Raw genomic sequence first — 15138 nt, 5'->3', positions numbered from 1 at the left:
CGGCGGCAAACGCGGCGCTGCAAGCGTGATGTCATTCGTCGCGACCGTCGAGCATGGTCCGCTTGAGCATCACGTACAAGGCGCCGGTGCCGCCATGACGGGCCTGGCAAGAGACGAAACCGAGCACCTGCGGGTGCTGGCGCAGCCAGGTGTTGACGTGGCTCTTGATCATCGGGCGCTTGCCGTCGATGCGCGCAGCCTTGCCATGGGTGACCCGCACGCAGCGCACTTCCAGCTTGGTGGCTTCGGCGATGAAGTCCCAGAGCGTTTCGCGCGCGCGTTCAACGGTCATGCCGTGCAGGTCGAGGCTGCCCTCGAAGGCGATCTGGCCGAGCTTGAGCTTGCGGATCTGGCTTTCCTGCACGCCGTCGCGGCGCCACATCAGTTCGTCTTCGGCACCAACGTCGATGACGAACTGGTCCGACATGCCATCGACCACCAGCGGCTGGTCGCTGCGCACGGTAGCGGCCTGGCGCAGGCCGGCCAACTGCTTGCGGTCGGCCTTGGGCTTGCCGACTTCGGCGCGGTCGTGTGCGATGGGCTTGACGCCACGCACCTCGCTGCGGAAGAGGGAAAAGTCGTCGTCTTGCATGTGTGCCTCCACGTGGGCGGCGTATTCTACGCGAACGGCCCTGCGTCGTCAGCAGCGCGCTGGTCAACGCTCAATCATGCTTTTTCATCAAGTGCGGCGACAGGTTCAGCTCCCGCCCTCGGCGCAGGCGAATGCGGCTGCGCCGCCAGAAGCGCACCCCCAGGTACAGCATCAGCAACCCGATCACCGTGAGGATGGCCGACAAGGGGCGGTTGGCATTGAGTTCGGCCAGGGCCTGGTAGTTGCCCAGCAGTCCGGCGAAACCGGCCATGGCCAGGAGGATGCCCAGGGTGGCGAGCAGGGCGGACAGGCCGGCAGCCAGGCGCGCGCCCCAGTTGCCCGGCTCGCGCGGGCGCAGGCGCTTGGCATCGAAACTGCCTTTGAGCTTCATTCCGTGTTCCTCTGTAGGTATCCGGAATCAGACCTGTGCTCGCCCGTCGGGTTCCGCCCGGCTGCCGGGCGGTTGTACGGTCAGATCAGGCTGGCGGTCGGGGCGACACAGGCAAAGTTGTCGGCCATCACGGCCATCTCGCACTGGTGGATCTGCGCGGCCGGAATGACCGTATCCTTGAACGCCAGGTCACGGGTGGCCGAGGCGTCTTCCACCAGGGTGCAGCGATAACCATAGTCCTTGGCACGGCGCACCGTGGTGCTGACGCTGGAGTGGCTCATGAAACCGCAGACGATCAGGTCCAGGTGCCCGAGCTGCTGCAGCGTCTCGTGCAACTTGGTGTTCTTGAAGGCGTTGGGCATGCGCTTCTCGATGACGATTTCGTCGCCTTGCGGCTCGAGACCCGGAATGAATTCGCCGGCCGGACCCTGCGGGTCGAAGCGGCCACCGACGGTGCCGAGGTGGCGGACATGGATGATCGGGCGGCCGGCCTTGCGGGCAGCCTCGAGCAACTTGGCAATGTTCGCCACGGCCTCGTCCATGCCCGACAGCGCCAGTGGACCGCTCAGGTACTCCTTTTGCGCGTCGATGACGATCAGGCTGGCTTGGCTCAGCCTGGCCGGCGGGTAATCGCGGCCGGTGAGGCGGAACATCGTGGTTGGAACGGACATCAAGGGCTCCTTGGAAGGGCTTTTATCCCTCTATTCTCCCTTGCCTCGGCGCCAATGTGAATGGTTGACAACGCAGACGGCATGGTTACTGCCCTGTGGCTATCCGAACGGGAACCGGTGGAACATTTCAGCCGGGGGGCTGTTAGACTTTCGCACAGTCTGAAAAGGAGTACTCCGTGATCACATCCCGCCTGCGCACCCTGCGCGACCACATCCGCTGGGCGGTCAGCCGCTTCCATGAGCACGAGCTGTTCTTCGGTCATGGCGCCGACAACGCCTGGGACGAGGCCCGCCTCTTGGTGCTCGGTGCCGTACATTTGCCCTGGGAGGTGGCCGACAGCTACCTGGACTGCCAGTTGGAGGATGACGAACGGGTGCGTCTGCAGCACTTGCTCAAGCGACGTATCGAGGAGCGGGTACCGACCGCCTACCTGCTGGGCGAGGCGTGGTTCTGCGGCATGTCGTTCATCGTCGACGAGCGGGTACTGATACCACGTTCCCCGATCGGCGAACTGATCGAGAAGCGCTTCGAGCCGTGGCTGGCCAGCGAGCCGGCGCGGATCCTCGACCTGTGCACCGGCTCCGGCTGCATCGGAATCGTTGCCGCCGATGTGTTCCAGGAGGCCGAAGTGGTACTGGCCGACCTGTCCTTCGACGCGCTCGAAGTGGCCAATCACAATATCGAGCGCCACGGCCTCGACCAGCGTGTATATACCGTGCAGGGCGATGGTTTTGCCGGGCTGCCGGGCCAGCGTTTCGACCTGATCCTGTCCAATCCGCCCTATGTCGACGCCGAGGATTTCGCCGACATGCCCACCGAGTACCACCACGAGCCCGAGCTGGGTCTGGCCTGCGGCAACGACGGTCTGGACCTGGTGCGACGCATGCTTGCCGAGGCCGCTGATCACCTGACCGAGAAGGGCTTGTTGATTGTCGAGGTGGGCAACAGCCAGGTCCATGTCGAAGCCCTCTACCCGGAGGTGGACTTCGCCTGGCTGGACTTCGAGCGCGGTGGCCACGGCGTGTTCATGCTGACGGCGCAGCAATGCCGGGACCACCAGGAGTTGTTTGCTTCGCGGGTATGAGGCTTCGGTCGCGGGGGGGCATGCCCCCCGCGATCGGGCGTCAGCGAGTGGCAATCCAGATCAGCAGGCCGGCCTGGAACACCGCAAAGGCGACCAGGCAGGTGATGGTGAAGCGCAGGCCGCTGTCCTCGCGGCGGTACTTGGCCACACGCTCGTCGCGCTCGCGCAGTTGCGCTTCCTTCTCCTGCAGTTTCTGCTCTGCCTGTTGCAGCATGGTCGCCGCTTCGAGCATGTCGACGCGCTGCACCTTCTCGTTGCTCCAGGCGCTCTTGAGCTGGCCGACCGCCGTTTCGACGGTTCGGGCCTTGAGCATCTGGCCGTCGGCATACTCCACCTCCAGCCCTACGCTGCGCAGCACGTGGTCGCGACGCAGGCGCGAGTCTTCGTTGAGGGCATCCTTGCTGGGCAGGGCCATGCCCTCGACCTGGTAGTGCGACCATTTGCGCTGCAGCCATTGCACGGCCTGCGCCAGCACGTAGCGGCCAAGGCCGCGGTTGAGTGGCTCCAGTTGCAGGCCGGCGTCGTCGCCGATGCGCACGACACGCTGTTCATGGTCGACCCGCACATCGAGGCGGTTCTGCTCCTTGCGTACCTTCTGGCCTGGCAGCAGGATTTCCATGCGCAGCAGGCTGTTGGCCTTGTCGTGGCGCTCGGCATAGCCGAACTGCACGAAACGCAGCGGTCGCGCGCCGCTGTTGCGGTCGGTGGGCAGCGGCGCCAGGCGCAGCAATTGAAAGTGCTCAGCGGCCAGGTCCGCCCAGGGCAGCGGCGCGCTCTCCGGTGGTTGTTCTTCGATCGCCTCGGCGGCGGGTGCATCGGTCATCAGGGCAATCCTCAAGTGCACGGGCCGGGTGATGCCGTGCTTGTGCGCGCAACGCTTGCTGCACGATAAGGCTCTTTGGCATCACCGCCTCTTGCCATGCATTATCGGCAGCACCGGGCAAGACCTGAGGGGTAAAAGTGTCAGGCGGACTGCAAGCGGTGGATGAAGGCGACGATCCGCTCGCCCAGCTCGTGGGCCAGGGGCAGGTCAGGATTGCTGTAACTGTCGCGCTGCTCGCTCATCGCTCGTGGGCTGATGCGCAGCATATGGTTCATGCCATCGATCAGCACCAGCTCGGCGTCCGGTTTGGCGGCTTTCAGGCGCTCGGCGTCGTCGACCTCGACCTGCACGTCGTTGCGGCCCTGGACGATCAGAGCCGGTACCTGCAAGCGCGAGAAAGCCTTGGCCGGGTCCTGGCGGAACAGTGAGATCAGGTAGGGCTGCACCGTCGGTCGAAACACCTCGCGCAAGGGCGTGGGCACATCCAGGCTGGTCTGGCCGGCCTGCAGGCGGTCGAGCAGGCTGTTGCCGCGGGCCAGTTGCGCCGGCGACAGGCGCTGGGCCAGTTGTTCACGCAGCACATCGGCAATGGGGCGGCCGCTGCCGGCCAGCGTGATCACCGCGCTGGCGCCGGCTTGATTGGCGGCGAGGCTGGCTATCAGCGCGCCTTCGCTGTGGCCGATCAGGATCACCGGGCCGAAGCGTGGGTCGGCTTGCAGCTTGTGCGCCCAGGCCACGACATCGGCGACATAACCTTCGACGCTCAGGTCGCGTTCGTCGGGCGCCGCCGGCTGGCTGGCGGCGACCCCGCGCTTGTCGTAGCGCACGCTGGCGATGTGCTCGTTGGCGAGCAGTTGGGCCAGGCGTTTTAGGTTGTCGATGCGCCCGGATGCCGGGTTGTTGCCGTCGCGGTCGGTGGGCCCGGAGCCGGCGATGATCAGCGCCACCGGCGGCGGTGTGTCCTGCAGCGGCAAGAGCAGGCTGCCGTGCAGCACGCCATGGCCGGTGTCGAGGTCGATGGGATGCTTGAGCACGGTAGGGGCGGCGGCCTGGGCCAGGCTTGTGAACAACAGCAGGAGCAGGGCGACGATGCGCATCTTCGGATACTGCATGGGGAGATGTTCGATTTGACCTGGGGTGCGAACGAAGGTTCTCGCGATTTTTTTCGCAAAGCTGCGGCTTTCCGTATACTGGCGGCCTCTTTCAAGTTCAGGCTGATTTTCGCGGAGCGTCCATGTCCGGCAATACCTACGGCAAGCTGTTCACCGTCACCACCGCAGGCGAAAGCCATGGCCCCGCGCTGGTCGCCATCGTCGACGGCTGCCCGCCGGGCCTGGAAATTTCGCTGGCCGACCTGCAGCACGACCTGGATCGTCGCAAGCCCGGTACCAGTCGGCACACCACCCAGCGTCAGGAAGCCGACGAAGTCGAAATCCTCTCCGGGGTGTTCGAAGGTCGTACCACCGGTTGCTCGATTGGCCTGTTGATCCGCAACACCGACCAGAAATCCAAGGACTACTCGGCGATCAAGGACCTGTTCCGCCCGGCCCACGCCGACTACACCTACCACCACAAGTACGGCATCCGTGATTACCGCGGTGGTGGCCGCAGCTCGGCCCGTGAAACCGCCATGCGCGTGGCGGCTGGTGCCATCGCCAAGAAGTTCCTGGCCACCCAGGGCATTCGCGTGCGCGGCTACATGAGCCAGTTGGGCCCGATCGAAATCCCCTTCAAGACCTGGGACAGCGTCGAGCAGAATGCCTTCTTCAGCCCCGACCCGGACAAAGTCCCTGAGCTTGAGGCCTACATGGATCAACTGCGCCGTGACCAGGATTCGGTCGGCGCGAAGATCACCGTGGTCGCCGAGGGCGTGATGCCGGGCCTGGGCGAGCCGATCTTCGACCGCCTCGACGCCGAACTGGCCCACGCGCTGATGAGCATCAACGCGGTCAAGGGCGTGGAGATCGGTGCCGGGTTCGCCAGCATCGCCCAGCGCGGCAGCGAGCACCGCGACGAGCTCACGCCAGAAGGCTTCCTCAGCAATAACGCCGGCGGCATTCTCGGGGGTATTTCGTCGGGTCAGCCGATCGTTGCCCACCTGGCACTCAAGCCAACCTCGAGCATCACCGTGCCGGGTCGCTCGATCGACGTCAATGGGGACCCGGTCGACGTCATCACCAAGGGGCGCCATGACCCGTGCGTGGGCATTCGCGCCACGCCGATCGCCGAGGCGATGATGGCCATCGTGCTGATGGACCACCTGCTGCGCCACCGTGCGCAGAATGCCGAGGTGAAGGTCAACACCCCGGTGCTGGGCCAGCTCTGATCTAGCCAGGCCCGGCCTCTTCGCGGAGCATTCCCCGCGAAGAGGCCGGTACAGGTCCCCACAAGGCCGATCCATGCAGCCCATCCCTTACTGGCGTCTGTCCAGCTTCTACCTCTGCTACTTCGCCTTGCTCGGTGCCACTGCACCCTTCCTGGCCCTGTACTTCGACCACCTCGGCTTTTCCCCGGCACGCATCGGCGAGTTGGTGGCGATCCCCATGCTCATGCGCTGCATCGCCCCCAACCTGTGGGGCTGGCTGGGTGACCGCAGCGGTCGGCGCCTGCTGATCGTGCGCCTGGGGGCCCTGTGTACGCTGGCGACCTTTTCCCTGATCTTCTTTGCCAAGAGCTACGCCTGGCTGGCGCTGGTCATGGCCCTGCACGCGTTCTTCTGGCATGCGGTGCTGCCGCAGTTCGAAGTGATCACTCTGGCGCATCTGCATGGACAGACCTCGCGCTACAGCCAGGTCCGGCTATGGGGCTCGATCGGTTTCATCCTCACCGTGGTCGGGTTGGGGCGGTTGTTCGAATGGTTGAGCCTGGACATCTACCCGCTGGCGATGGTCAGCATCATGGCTGGCATCGTCATCGCCAGCCTGTGGGTGCCCAATGCCCAACCGGTCGAGCACGCCGAACGGCGCGAGGCAGAGGGCTTTCTCAAGCAACTGGCGGCTCCGGGCGTGTTGGCGTTCTATATCTGCGTGGCGCTGATGCAGCTCAGCCACGGCCCGTACTACACCTTCCTCACCTTGCACCTGGAACACCTGGGCTACAGCCGCGGCGCCATTGGCCTGCTGTGGGCGCTCGGGGTGGTCGCCGAGGTGCTGATGTTCATGCTGATGAGTCGGATCTTTGCGCGCTTCCCGGTGCGCAGCGTGTTGCTGGCGAGTTTCTTGCTGGCCTCGTTGCGCTGGCTGCTGCTGGGCAGCCTTGCCGATATGCCGGCGGTGCTGATCCTTGCCCAGTTGCTGCACGCAGCCACCTTCGGCTGCTTCCACGCGGCCTCCATCGCCTTCGTCCAGTCCAGCTTTGGCGCTCGCCAGCAGGGGCAGGGCCAGGCGCTGTATGCGGCGCTGTCCGGCACCGGTGGCGCGCTGGGTGCGCTTTATTCGGGCTACAGCTGGAAACTGCTCGGCCCGCAGTTCACCTTTGGTATGGCCAGCGTCGCAGCGCTGGCTGCAGCCGTTATCATTGCCCTTCGTTCGCAACAGACCAGGAACAGCCCCTGATGAGCATTCTCAGCGTTTTTCATTCCAGCAGCCCGCAGCTGGCGAACAAGGTGCTGACCCACCATGAAGACATTGCCGCCACCCTGGCCGAGCAGGGCGTGCAATTTGCACGGCACGACCACGGCCTGCGCATTCGCCCATGCAGCGCCGAGGCCCAGGTGCGCGAAGAGGCCGGTGGCCTGATCGACATGCTGATGACCACGCACGGTTGCCAGACCCTGATGCTGCTGAACCGAGACGGCGATCAGCCGACCGAGGTCGACCTGCGTGATGAGCACGTGCATGACGCCGTCGAGGTATTCGCGATGGTGAGCGGGCGAGGCCAAGTCAGCCTGCGTCTGGGTGAGCAGGTATTTGCGCTACTGTGCGAGAAAGGCGATGTGCTGGTAGTGCCTGCGCAGACTCGACGCTGGATCGATCTGGGTGATACACCGTTTTGCCTGGCCTTGCGCTTGTTTGGCAACGAGCAGGGCATCCGCATGACCGGCGACGAGCAGGCACGACAGTTTGCAGGGATGAGCGAGCTGTAATAGATCGCGGGGCAATCCTCTTCCCACAGAATCCCTTCGTGGAAGGAGGATTGCCCCGCGAAACGGGCGGCACTGTCAACGATAGGTCGGCAGGGCGAAACGTTGCTGGCTTTGCAGCATGGAGATAACAGGCAGTTCGCTGGCTTGCTCGGCCAGGTCGCGGCGAATGGCACTGATGGCCCAGGACAGTTGCTCGGCGCTGTGCAGTTGCGCATAGGAAAGCACACGACGAGTCACGGTGCCGTCGGCGGCGCGCAGGGTCAGCAGGATGCCGCCGTCCGGACGGGACTTGGTGTCGACCTGATAGGCTGGGAAGACCGAAACGAATTTTTCCTGGATGAGGTCCATATCAACTCCTGACGTGTAGGTTGGCAGACGTGAGTTGATGGTTGCAGTGACCGTGCCAGGCTTTTAGATAAAATAATTTCCTTTAGAAACAATAATTTATGTTGTTTTTTGGAATTGATTGCCGTGCATTGTGCATGGTCGTGCATTTTGCACAGTGCATTTTGCAAGGTCATAGAGCCTGCCTCTCGGTCCCATAGAATCTGAACCTTTGCTGCCCGGCGATGGCCTGACACAAAATTGGGCCAACACACTTGCCAGGAGGTTCCAGATGTCCGACCAACAGCCCACCGCGATGACCGAAGAAGAATCCGCCGCCTTCGCTGAAGAAGTATTCGAGCGCGCCCGCCGAGGCGATGCCGCCATGCTCGAGCGCCTGCTTGACGGTGGCTTGCCGGCTAACCTGCGCAATCACAAGGGCGACACCTTGCTGATGCTGGCGAGCTATCACGGTCATCATGAGGCGGTGAAGGTGCTGCTGGCCCATGGCGCGGACCCCTTGATCGCCAACGACAATGGCCAATTACCGATTGCTGGTGCTGCCTTCAAGGGCGACCTGGCGATGATCCGGCTGTTCATCGAGCACGGGGTGCCGGTGGACGCGGCAGCCGTCGATGGCCGCACGGCATTGATGCTGGCAGCGATGTTCAACCGCAGCGAAATCCTCGACTATCTCCTGGCCCAGGGCGCCGACCCGACCCGCCAGGATGCGCGTGGCGCTACCGCGCTGGTCGCGGCGCAGACCATGGGTGCCAGCGAAGCAGCCGCTCGCCTGCAGGCGCTGGTCGGCTGACACCTCGGGGGGTATCCTTGGCGCCTTTTTCGCCATTCGCCAAGCAGGGCCCCCCATGAAAAACCAGTTGCTCGAATTCATCAGCCTCATCGGCGCCGGTTGCCTGCGCGAGGCGGACATCGAGCGTATCGCCGACGAGGCCGCCCAGGCCTACGCCGACCCTGCCGCTTTTCTTGCGGCCAATCCCGACATCAACTACGACGACAGTTTCCCGATCCCGCTGGGCGAATGGGTGGTGCTCGGCAGTCTGCCGGACACCGTGGTGTTCCAGGCCGACAGCTACCAGGACCTGTTCCAGGCGATCAGCGATTCGTTCGACAAGAGCGTGCCCTTCACCCTCAAGCCCAAACAGTTGGCACGTACCGAGCCGCTGACCGCGCTCAACCGCATCCAGGTGCAGATGGGTGCACTGAACAAGGAAGCGGGCGGCTATGTGCTGCTGGACTTCAGCCAGTTGCTCGATGACGAGCTGCAGATGGTGATGGTCGGTCAGCAGGACCTGGCGCGCGTGCTGGAGCTGGGCGCCGAGTTGGGCATCAAGGTGGAACCGGCGTTGGAGGCCTTGAAGGTCGCGGTGCACGTCTGACGCGGCGATTGTGTGTTGCAGGGGCGGCGAATGCCGCCCCCACGGAGCTCCTGCAGATCAGCCCAGCGCGGTATCGAGGAACATCATCACCGCAAAGCCGCCCATCAGGCCCAGCGTTGCCGAAGTCTGGTGGCCGTTGCGGTGAGTTTCCGGAATCACCTCGTGCGACACCACGAAGATCATCGCGCCCGCTGCCAGGCCCATGCTGATCGGGTAGGCGAGGGCGAAGCCAGTAGAGATGCCCAGGCCGATCACTGCCCCCAGCGGCTCCATCAGGCCAGAGCCGATCGCCACCAGCGCGGCCTTGAAATTCGACAATCCTGTGGCGCGCAGGGCCATGGCCACGGCCAGGCCTTCGGGAATGTCCTGGATTGCGATGGCGCTGGTCAGCGGCAGGCCGATGCTCATGTCACCGTTGGTGAAACTCACGCCGATGGCCATGCCCTCGGGCAGGTTGTGCAGGGTAATGGCGAGCACGAACAGCCACACCCGGCTGATTCGTTCGGCGTCGGGCCCACAAGGGCCTGTGCTCTCGTGCTCGTGTGGGGTGAATCGGTCCAGGCCGAGCATCAGCAACACCCCCAGGCCCATACCCAGCACGACGACGCCCGCGGCGGCGGGGCCGTTGCCGGTGATTTCCCGTGCCGCATCCAGACCCGGCAGGATCAGCGAGAACGAACTGGCGGCGAGCATCATGCCGGCAGCAAAACCCAGCATCACATCCTGGCTGCGAGCACTGACATCGCGCAGCACAACGGCCAGCACCGCGCCCAAGGCCGTGGCGCCAAAGCCCGAAAGCCCGCCCAGCGCCGCCAGGTGCAGGTTCTGTGAGTGATCGCCGTTGACGGCATTCCACAGGCTGGCCAGCAGCAGGAGTACGATCGCCAGCAGGCTCAGCCCAAGGCCTGCACTGAGCCAGGGGGTACTCAGCGCTTGCTGGCGCCAGGCATCGATGAGAGAAGGGGTGTCGGCGCTGTGGCTGTGGGCGGGTGGCATGGGAACCTCGGAAGCGATGGATGACAGCAGTCTATCCAGTGACCTGCGAGCCCGGCCAAGGATTCCCTTCTATCGCGCCGATAGCAGGCTATGCTCAGCCACAGGAACGTTCACGCAGGAGTTGCAGCATGGGTTCTACCTTCAACAGCCTGGTCGGGCTGGTCATTCTGGCCCTGGATATCTGGGCGATCATCAACGTGCTGAAAAGCGGCAGCGAGACAGGGATCAAGATTCTGTGGATTCTGCTCATCCTGTTGTTGCCGGTGCTGGGCCTGATCATCTGGGCAATTGCCGGTCCGCGGGGCAACGTGCGCCTCTGACCGTTCATCGTGACGAAATTTTCACACGGCATTAACCAAACTCCGCGCCGCACATTTAATGTATGGGCCCTTGCCGGCGATTGTCCGGCACAGGACTGCGAGGCTGCGTCCAGCGCCTTTCCCAACCCCGAAATCCTAGGATCTTCCCATTCATGGCTAACACGGATGCCTTGAAGCAACGGGCCGCGTCGGCACCGTTCTCGCCGACCCTCAAATCGCACCTCGCCTACACCTTGCTCAGCGGCTTGCTGATCATGCTGATGCTCAGCCTGGTGCGCCTGGCGCTGCTGATCTATAACAGCGACATGATCGGCGACACCCCGTACTCCACGGTGGCCGAAGGCTTCCTCAACGGCCTGCGCTTCGACCTGCGGGTGGTGGTGTACCTGAGCATTCCGCTACTGCTGGCCCTTAACAGCCCCTGGGCCATGGCGCGGCGCGGCTTCTTCCGTTTCTGGTTGACCGTCAGCTCCAGCGTCGTGATGTTCCTTGGCCTGATGGAACTGGATTTCTATCGTGAATTCCACCAGCGCCTGAACGGCCTGGTCTTCCAGTACATCCAGGAAGACCCCAAGACCGTCATGAGCATGCTCTGGTACGGCTTCCCGGTGGTGCGTTACCTGCTGGCGTGGCTGTTTGGCACCTGGCTGCTGAGCCTGCTGTTCAAGGGCATCGACCGTTTGACTCGCGGTGGCCAGGGCAGCGGGCAGATCGTCGCTCAGCGCCGTGTCGCACCCTGGTACGGCCGCCTGGCGGTGTTCATGGTCATCCTGCTGGTGGCGGTGGTCGCTGCCCGTGGCACCCTGCGCCAGGGCCCACCCATGCGCTGGGGTGACGCCTTTACCACCGACTCCAATTTCGTCAACCAGCTGGGCCTGAACGGCACCTTGACGCTGATCGATGCCGCCAAGAGCCGTTTCGGCGAAGACCGTGCGAATATCTGGAAACCGGTGCTGGAAACCGGAGTCGCCCAACAAAGCGTGCGTGACCTGCTGCTGACCCCCAACGACACGCTGGTCGATGCCGACCAGGCGGCCATCCGTCGCGACTTCGTGCCGCCGGCCGGCAACACCTTGCCGATCAAGAACGTGGTGGTGATCCTCATGGAGAGCTTCGCCGGTCACTCGGTGGGCGCCCTGGGCAGTCCGAACAACATCACCCCGTACTTCGACAAGCTGGCCAAGGAAGGGCTGTTGTTCGATCGCTTCTTCTCCAACGGCACCCACACTCACCAGGGCATGTTCGCCACCATGGCGTGCTTCCCCAACCTGCCGGGCTTCGAGTACCTGATGCAGACTCCCGAGGGCGGGCACAAGCTCTCGGGCCTGCCGGCGCTGCTCAGCGCCCGTGACTACGACGATGTCTACGTCTACAACGGCGACTTCGCCTGGGACAACCAGTCCGGGTTCTTCGGCAACCAGGGCATGACAACCTTCATCGGCCGCAACGACTTCGTCAACCCGGTGTTCTCCGACCCGACCTGGGGCGTTTCGGACCAGGACATGTTCGACCGTGCCAACCAGGAGCTGGCCCACAACTACGGCAAGAAACCGTTCTACGCCTTGCTGCAGACGCTCTCCAACCATACCCCGTACGCCTTGCCCAAGGACCTGCCGGTGGAGAGGGTCACAGGGCAGGGCCGCCTGGACGAGCACCTGACCGCCATGCGCTATTCCGACTGGGCGTTGGGCCAGTTCTTCGAGAAGGCGCGCAAGGAGCCCTACTTCAAGGAGACCCTGTTCGTGATCGTCGGCGACCATGGTTTTGGCAACCACCAGCAGGTCACCGAGCTGGATCTGGGGCGTTTCAACGTGCCGCTGCTGCTCATCGCACCGGGTATCCAGGACAAGTTCGGTGCGGTCAAACACACCGTCGGCACCCAGGTCGATATCGTGCCGACCATCATGGGTCGCCTGGGTGGCGACACCCGTCACCAGTGCTGGGGCCGTGATCTGCTGAACCTGCCTGCCGGTGACCAGGGCGTGGGTATGATCAAGCCATCGGGCAGCGAGCAGATCGTTGGCCTGGTGCAGGGTGATCACATCCTCATCGAGTCCAAGGACATGACGCCACGGATGTATCGCTACCAGCTGGGGCGTGAGTTCAAGGCCGAGTTGATCGAGAGCCCGGATCAGCCTGAGATGCTCAAGAAGCTCGAGGCCTATATCCAGACCGCGACCAAGAGCCTGCTGGACAACACCGCCGGCGTGGTTCACGGCAAGCCTGAGTAACGCTTGCCTGTATGAAAAGCCCGCCGATGATGGCGGGCTTTTTCATTTGCGGCATCTGTCATCGCTTGCTGAAGAAATCTTCATCTCCATCCCTCAGCCACTCTGAACATCAGCCTTTGTGTATGGTCAGCTAAGTACGGATATCGCTCACCGTTGTGCTTCCAAGAGGGTCGATCAATGAAAGAGTGGGAAATCATCTTTGCTGATCAGAAAGGTGTAACGCAGTACCTGCTGCTCAAAAGCGAGCATCTGCCCAGTGAAGAGGATGCGGCGCGGGCCATCCGCTCCAAGCTGTTTCCGCTCATGGATGAACTGGACCTCAACGATTTCCAGGACCGAAAACCGTCCCCTACCGCGCTGTGGCTCAAGGAGCAGAACGGCGTGATCATCACCACCATCCACGAAGCGCGCTGAAAGGGGCACCTGGCAAGGTGCCGTCACAGGCACTACGCTAGACAGAGGCGTCGGTCTTCTGCGGGTCTACGCCGTTTTCATTCGCGTCTTGCATCAGCTCGAACTGCCAGGCCCCTTGCGGGCTGCCGGCAGGTGCGTAGTGCACGGAAAGTCTATCCCTTGGGTTTTTCAGGAGGACGTTTCATGAGCAGCCAGAACGAAGACATCAGCAGCAGCGTGCTTCGCCAGATGAAAGCGGGTGGTTTCGATTTCACCCAGATCCATCCCATCGAGTTCTATGCCACTTTTCCAGACGAAGTCGGGGCACGCCGGGCCGCGGGGCAATTCCGCGGAGAGTCGATCAATGCCCAGGTACACGAGCGCGATGACGGCGCCTGGCACCTGGAACTGAGCAAGGTCATGTACGCCACCTACCGAGGGATCGGGGCTTTCGAGGAGGCCTTCGAGGCGGTGATTTCGCCGCTGGGAGGCGAGGTCGAGGGTTGGGGCGTCAAACAGGAAAGACTCATCGCCTGACGCGTTCGGGGCTGCGCTGCGGCCCCGCGCATTCTTCTCAAGGTCGCCGCTTGGCCATGTGCCCGAGGTAGGCGATCAGCGCATCGAGCTCCTGCTCGCTCAACACATCCTTCGAGAACCCCGGCATGCGTGCCTGCGGCCACTGCCTGAGGCTCTGCGGGTCGCGAATGTACAGGCGCAGGTAACTCGGCTGGAAGTACTCGGTGGGGTTGTGCGGCAGGTTCAGGTCCGGCCCGAACTGGGCATCCCCCGCGCCATTGAGGCGATGACAGGCCAGGCAGTTCTGCTGGAACAATGCAAAACCTTGGCGTACCGGGTCTTGCGCGGGAAGCTCGGGCGCAGGCAGCAGGGCAGGAAAGCGCTCGGCGACCGGCGCCAGGCGACGGATGCTGGCGATCTGGTAGGGCCATTGTTCGGGGCGTATGCCGCTTGCCTGCGGGTCGGTCCAGACCAGGTAGAACGGGCCGGCGCCGGGCTTGTCCTCGGCCAGCGCTGGCCATGGCTGGCGCGGATCTTCCACGGCCAACCACGCCCGTGCCGGGCCTTCCTGCAGCAGCGGCGCAGCGGGCATCTCCGCGGCAAAGCCATCCAGTGCCACCGCTTGCAGGTGATCGCCGGGCTTCACCCCTTCGAGCAGGGTCGCCAGCGGCACCGCACGGTAATGCATGGGGCGTTTGTAGGCCACGTCCTGGGGGATGTCGATCGCACGCGCCTGCGGGTGCTCGAGCAATTGCTCGGACTGCCATTGGCGTTGACCGTTGCCCAGCTCCAGTGTCAATTGCGCAGCCGCCAGTGGCAGGCTGACCAACAGCAACAGCAAACTCAGGCAATGGCGCATGAGCGATCTCCAACCCGGACAGGTCGGCAGATTACCCTTGCGCAGCGTGCGAATGCCACCGCTGCCTTCAGCCGAACAAGCGTGTCAGGTTCGGCAGGATCAGCAGCAACGTGGTGGCGAAGAGTATGAGTCCGGCTTGGCGTACTTTCGATTGTCTGAACATGGCGGACCGCCTTCTTGTTGTTATTCCTGAATAGCCTTTGGCTTCCTTGTCTTGCGTCGGGTCGATCACTGTGGCGTATGAAACGCAGGCCTTGCGTGCCTCTTGCGTGAATGTCTACCCCAACAGTAGGGCGAACACCGGCCTTGTTTGAGAACCCTTTGTTCTAAGCGTGTTTACAGGCATTTCCGAACGTTATGAGGCCAATGGCCATTTAGCTGGCATGCTCTGACTAGACACATCGAGGATGCTGTACGGGCAGGGTCTGCCAGGTGACCGTTCGTCAGTGCACA

18 protein-coding genes are annotated in these 15138 nt (G+C 63.4%); 10 read left to right on the top strand and 8 right to left on the bottom strand.

What is annotated here, in order from left to right:
- Positions 1-31: 31 nt before the first annotated feature.
- The 3 genes from ACMGGG_RS16730 to ACMGGG_RS16720 all read right to left on the bottom strand — a co-directional run bounded on the left by ACMGGG_RS16730 (position 32) and on the right by ACMGGG_RS16720 (position 1654).
- The gene (locus ACMGGG_RS16730) at positions 32-592 is read right to left on the bottom strand and encodes a Smr/MutS family protein (protein WP_054891991.1); all 561 of its coding nucleotides are present in this window, start codon (positions 590-592) and stop codon (positions 32-34) included.
- Positions 593-662: 70 nt separating this feature from the next.
- Positions 663-983: a hypothetical protein gene (locus ACMGGG_RS16725; RefSeq protein ID WP_054891990.1), complete on the bottom strand. Its 321-nt coding sequence runs from the start codon at positions 981-983 to the stop codon at positions 663-665.
- 80 nt (positions 984-1063) lie between these two features.
- Positions 1064-1654, bottom strand: coding sequence for a cysteine hydrolase family protein (locus ACMGGG_RS16720; protein ID WP_063545746.1), 591 nt, complete (start codon positions 1652-1654; stop codon positions 1064-1066).
- A 176-nt stretch (positions 1655-1830) separates the two neighbouring features.
- Here ACMGGG_RS16720 and prmB point away from each other — a divergent pair, with 176 nt between their 5' ends.
- Positions 1831-2739: a 50S ribosomal protein L3 N(5)-glutamine methyltransferase gene (gene prmB / locus ACMGGG_RS16715; RefSeq protein ID WP_414154076.1), complete on the top strand. Its 909-nt coding sequence runs from the start codon at positions 1831-1833 to the stop codon at positions 2737-2739.
- Positions 2740-2779: 40 nt separating this feature from the next.
- On the opposite strand, the gene ACMGGG_RS16710 is transcribed toward prmB, so the two are convergent.
- Positions 2780-3562: a hypothetical protein gene (locus tag ACMGGG_RS16710; protein ID WP_054891987.1), complete on the bottom strand. Its 783-nt coding sequence runs from the start codon at positions 3560-3562 to the stop codon at positions 2780-2782.
- Between the two features lie 140 nt (positions 3563-3702).
- Complete coding sequence (locus tag ACMGGG_RS16705) at positions 3703-4674, bottom strand: alpha/beta hydrolase (protein WP_226938337.1); 972 nt, start codon at positions 4672-4674, stop codon at positions 3703-3705.
- A 122-nt stretch (positions 4675-4796) separates the two neighbouring features.
- Here ACMGGG_RS16705 and aroC point away from each other — a divergent pair, with 122 nt between their 5' ends.
- The 3 genes from aroC (at position 4797) to ACMGGG_RS16690 (ending at position 7646) form a co-directional block, all read left to right on the top strand.
- Positions 4797-5888 (top strand): chorismate synthase, encoded by a 1092-nt coding sequence (gene aroC / locus ACMGGG_RS16700; protein ID WP_063545745.1) that lies wholly within the window; start codon positions 4797-4799, stop codon positions 5886-5888.
- A 73-nt stretch (positions 5889-5961) separates the two neighbouring features.
- A complete protein-coding gene (locus tag ACMGGG_RS16695) occupies positions 5962-7116 on the top strand; it encodes an MFS transporter (RefSeq protein ID WP_414154075.1) in 1155 nt (384 codons plus the stop codon).
- A complete protein-coding gene (locus tag ACMGGG_RS16690) occupies positions 7116-7646 on the top strand; it encodes an oxidase (protein WP_414154074.1) in 531 nt (176 codons plus the stop codon). Before ACMGGG_RS16695 ends, ACMGGG_RS16690 begins: the two co-directional genes overlap by 1 nt.
- 75 nt (positions 7647-7721) lie before the next feature.
- Here the strand turns inward: ACMGGG_RS16690 and ACMGGG_RS16685 are convergent, their stop codons facing one another.
- The gene (locus ACMGGG_RS16685) at positions 7722-7994 is read right to left on the bottom strand and encodes a DUF3509 domain-containing protein (RefSeq protein WP_054891983.1); all 273 of its coding nucleotides are present in this window, start codon (positions 7992-7994) and stop codon (positions 7722-7724) included.
- Between the two features lie 268 nt (positions 7995-8262).
- On the opposite strand from ACMGGG_RS16685, the gene ACMGGG_RS16680 reads away from it, so the two are divergent.
- Both ACMGGG_RS16680 and ACMGGG_RS16675 read left to right on the top strand, forming a co-directional pair.
- A complete protein-coding gene (locus ACMGGG_RS16680; RefSeq protein ID WP_054891982.1) occupies positions 8263-8784 on the top strand; it encodes an ankyrin repeat domain-containing protein in 522 nt (173 codons plus the stop codon).
- 55 nt (positions 8785-8839) lie between these two features.
- The gene (locus tag ACMGGG_RS16675; protein ID WP_414154073.1) at positions 8840-9370 is read left to right on the top strand and encodes a hypothetical protein; all 531 of its coding nucleotides are present in this window, start codon (positions 8840-8842) and stop codon (positions 9368-9370) included.
- A 57-nt stretch (positions 9371-9427) separates the two neighbouring features.
- Here the strand turns inward: ACMGGG_RS16675 and ACMGGG_RS16670 are convergent, their stop codons facing one another.
- On the bottom strand, positions 9428-10366 hold the full coding sequence (locus ACMGGG_RS16670; protein ID WP_063545741.1) for a ZIP family metal transporter: 939 nt from the start codon (positions 10364-10366) through the stop codon (positions 9428-9430).
- 128 nt (positions 10367-10494) lie between these two features.
- Between ACMGGG_RS16670 and ACMGGG_RS16665 the strand changes: the two genes are divergently transcribed.
- From ACMGGG_RS16665 to ACMGGG_RS16650, 4 genes are all read left to right on the top strand, one after another.
- Positions 10495-10686, top strand: coding sequence for a PLDc N-terminal domain-containing protein (locus ACMGGG_RS16665; RefSeq protein WP_054891979.1), 192 nt, complete (start codon positions 10495-10497; stop codon positions 10684-10686).
- Between the two features lie 152 nt (positions 10687-10838).
- A complete protein-coding gene (locus ACMGGG_RS16660) occupies positions 10839-12917 on the top strand; it encodes an LTA synthase family protein (protein WP_414154072.1) in 2079 nt (692 codons plus the stop codon).
- Positions 12918-13094: 177 nt separating this feature from the next.
- Positions 13095-13331 (top strand): hypothetical protein, encoded by a 237-nt coding sequence (locus ACMGGG_RS16655; RefSeq protein WP_065862107.1) that lies wholly within the window; start codon positions 13095-13097, stop codon positions 13329-13331.
- Between the two features lie 183 nt (positions 13332-13514).
- Positions 13515-13847, top strand: a complete 333-nt coding sequence (locus ACMGGG_RS16650; protein ID WP_054891976.1) for a ribonuclease E inhibitor RraB — start codon at positions 13515-13517, stop codon at positions 13845-13847.
- 37 nt (positions 13848-13884) lie between these two features.
- On the opposite strand, the gene ACMGGG_RS16645 is transcribed toward ACMGGG_RS16650, so the two are convergent.
- Positions 13885-14685 carry a c-type cytochrome gene (locus ACMGGG_RS16645; protein ID WP_063545738.1) on the bottom strand — a complete coding sequence of 267 codons (801 nt, stop codon included), beginning with the start codon at positions 14683-14685 and terminating at the stop codon, positions 13885-13887.
- Between the last annotated feature and the right edge of the window lie 453 nt (positions 14686-15138).

The sequence above is a fragment of the Pseudomonas sp. BNK-44-b genome (assembly GCF_047456245.1).
GTDB lineage: Bacteria > Pseudomonadota > Gammaproteobacteria > Pseudomonadales > Pseudomonadaceae > Aquipseudomonas > Aquipseudomonas machongensis.
This window is presented reverse-complemented; position numbering and strand designations above follow the sequence as displayed.

Bases quoted from the DNA above. Each gene is read 5' to 3' on its own strand.
- ACMGGG_RS16730 (WP_054891991.1), bottom strand. From the start codon at position 592: ATGCAAGACGACGACTTTTCCCTCTTCCGCAGCGAGGTGCGTGGCGTC.
- ACMGGG_RS16725 (WP_054891990.1), bottom strand. From the start codon at position 983: ATGAAGCTCAAAGGCAGTTTCGATGCCAAGCGCCTGCGCCCGCGCGAG.
- ACMGGG_RS16720 (WP_063545746.1), bottom strand. From the start codon at position 1,654: ATGTCCGTTCCAACCACGATGTTCCGCCTCACCGGCCGCGATTACCCG.
- ACMGGG_RS16710 (WP_054891987.1), bottom strand. From the start codon at position 3,562: ATGACCGATGCACCCGCCGCCGAGGCGATCGAAGAACAACCACCGGAG.
- ACMGGG_RS16705 (WP_226938337.1), bottom strand. From the start codon at position 4,674: ATGCAGTATCCGAAGATGCGCATCGTCGCCCTGCTCCTGCTGTTGTTC.
- aroC (WP_063545745.1), top strand. From the start codon at position 4,797: ATGTCCGGCAATACCTACGGCAAGCTGTTCACCGTCACCACCGCAGGC.
- ACMGGG_RS16695 (WP_414154075.1), top strand. From the start codon at position 5,962: ATGCAGCCCATCCCTTACTGGCGTCTGTCCAGCTTCTACCTCTGCTAC.
- ACMGGG_RS16690 (WP_414154074.1), top strand. From the start codon at position 7,116: ATGAGCATTCTCAGCGTTTTTCATTCCAGCAGCCCGCAGCTGGCGAAC.
- ACMGGG_RS16685 (WP_054891983.1), bottom strand. From the start codon at position 7,994: ATGGACCTCATCCAGGAAAAATTCGTTTCGGTCTTCCCAGCCTATCAG.
- ACMGGG_RS16680 (WP_054891982.1), top strand. From the start codon at position 8,263: ATGTCCGACCAACAGCCCACCGCGATGACCGAAGAAGAATCCGCCGCC.
- ACMGGG_RS16675 (WP_414154073.1), top strand. From the start codon at position 8,840: ATGAAAAACCAGTTGCTCGAATTCATCAGCCTCATCGGCGCCGGTTGC.
- ACMGGG_RS16670 (WP_063545741.1), bottom strand. From the start codon at position 10,366: ATGCCACCCGCCCACAGCCACAGCGCCGACACCCCTTCTCTCATCGAT.
- ACMGGG_RS16665 (WP_054891979.1), top strand. From the start codon at position 10,495: ATGGGTTCTACCTTCAACAGCCTGGTCGGGCTGGTCATTCTGGCCCTG.
- ACMGGG_RS16660 (WP_414154072.1), top strand. From the start codon at position 10,839: ATGGCTAACACGGATGCCTTGAAGCAACGGGCCGCGTCGGCACCGTTC.
- ACMGGG_RS16655 (WP_065862107.1), top strand. From the start codon at position 13,095: ATGAAAGAGTGGGAAATCATCTTTGCTGATCAGAAAGGTGTAACGCAG.
- ACMGGG_RS16650 (WP_054891976.1), top strand. From the start codon at position 13,515: ATGAGCAGCCAGAACGAAGACATCAGCAGCAGCGTGCTTCGCCAGATG.
- ACMGGG_RS16645 (WP_063545738.1), bottom strand. From the start codon at position 14,685: ATGCGCCATTGCCTGAGTTTGCTGTTGCTGTTGGTCAGCCTGCCACTG.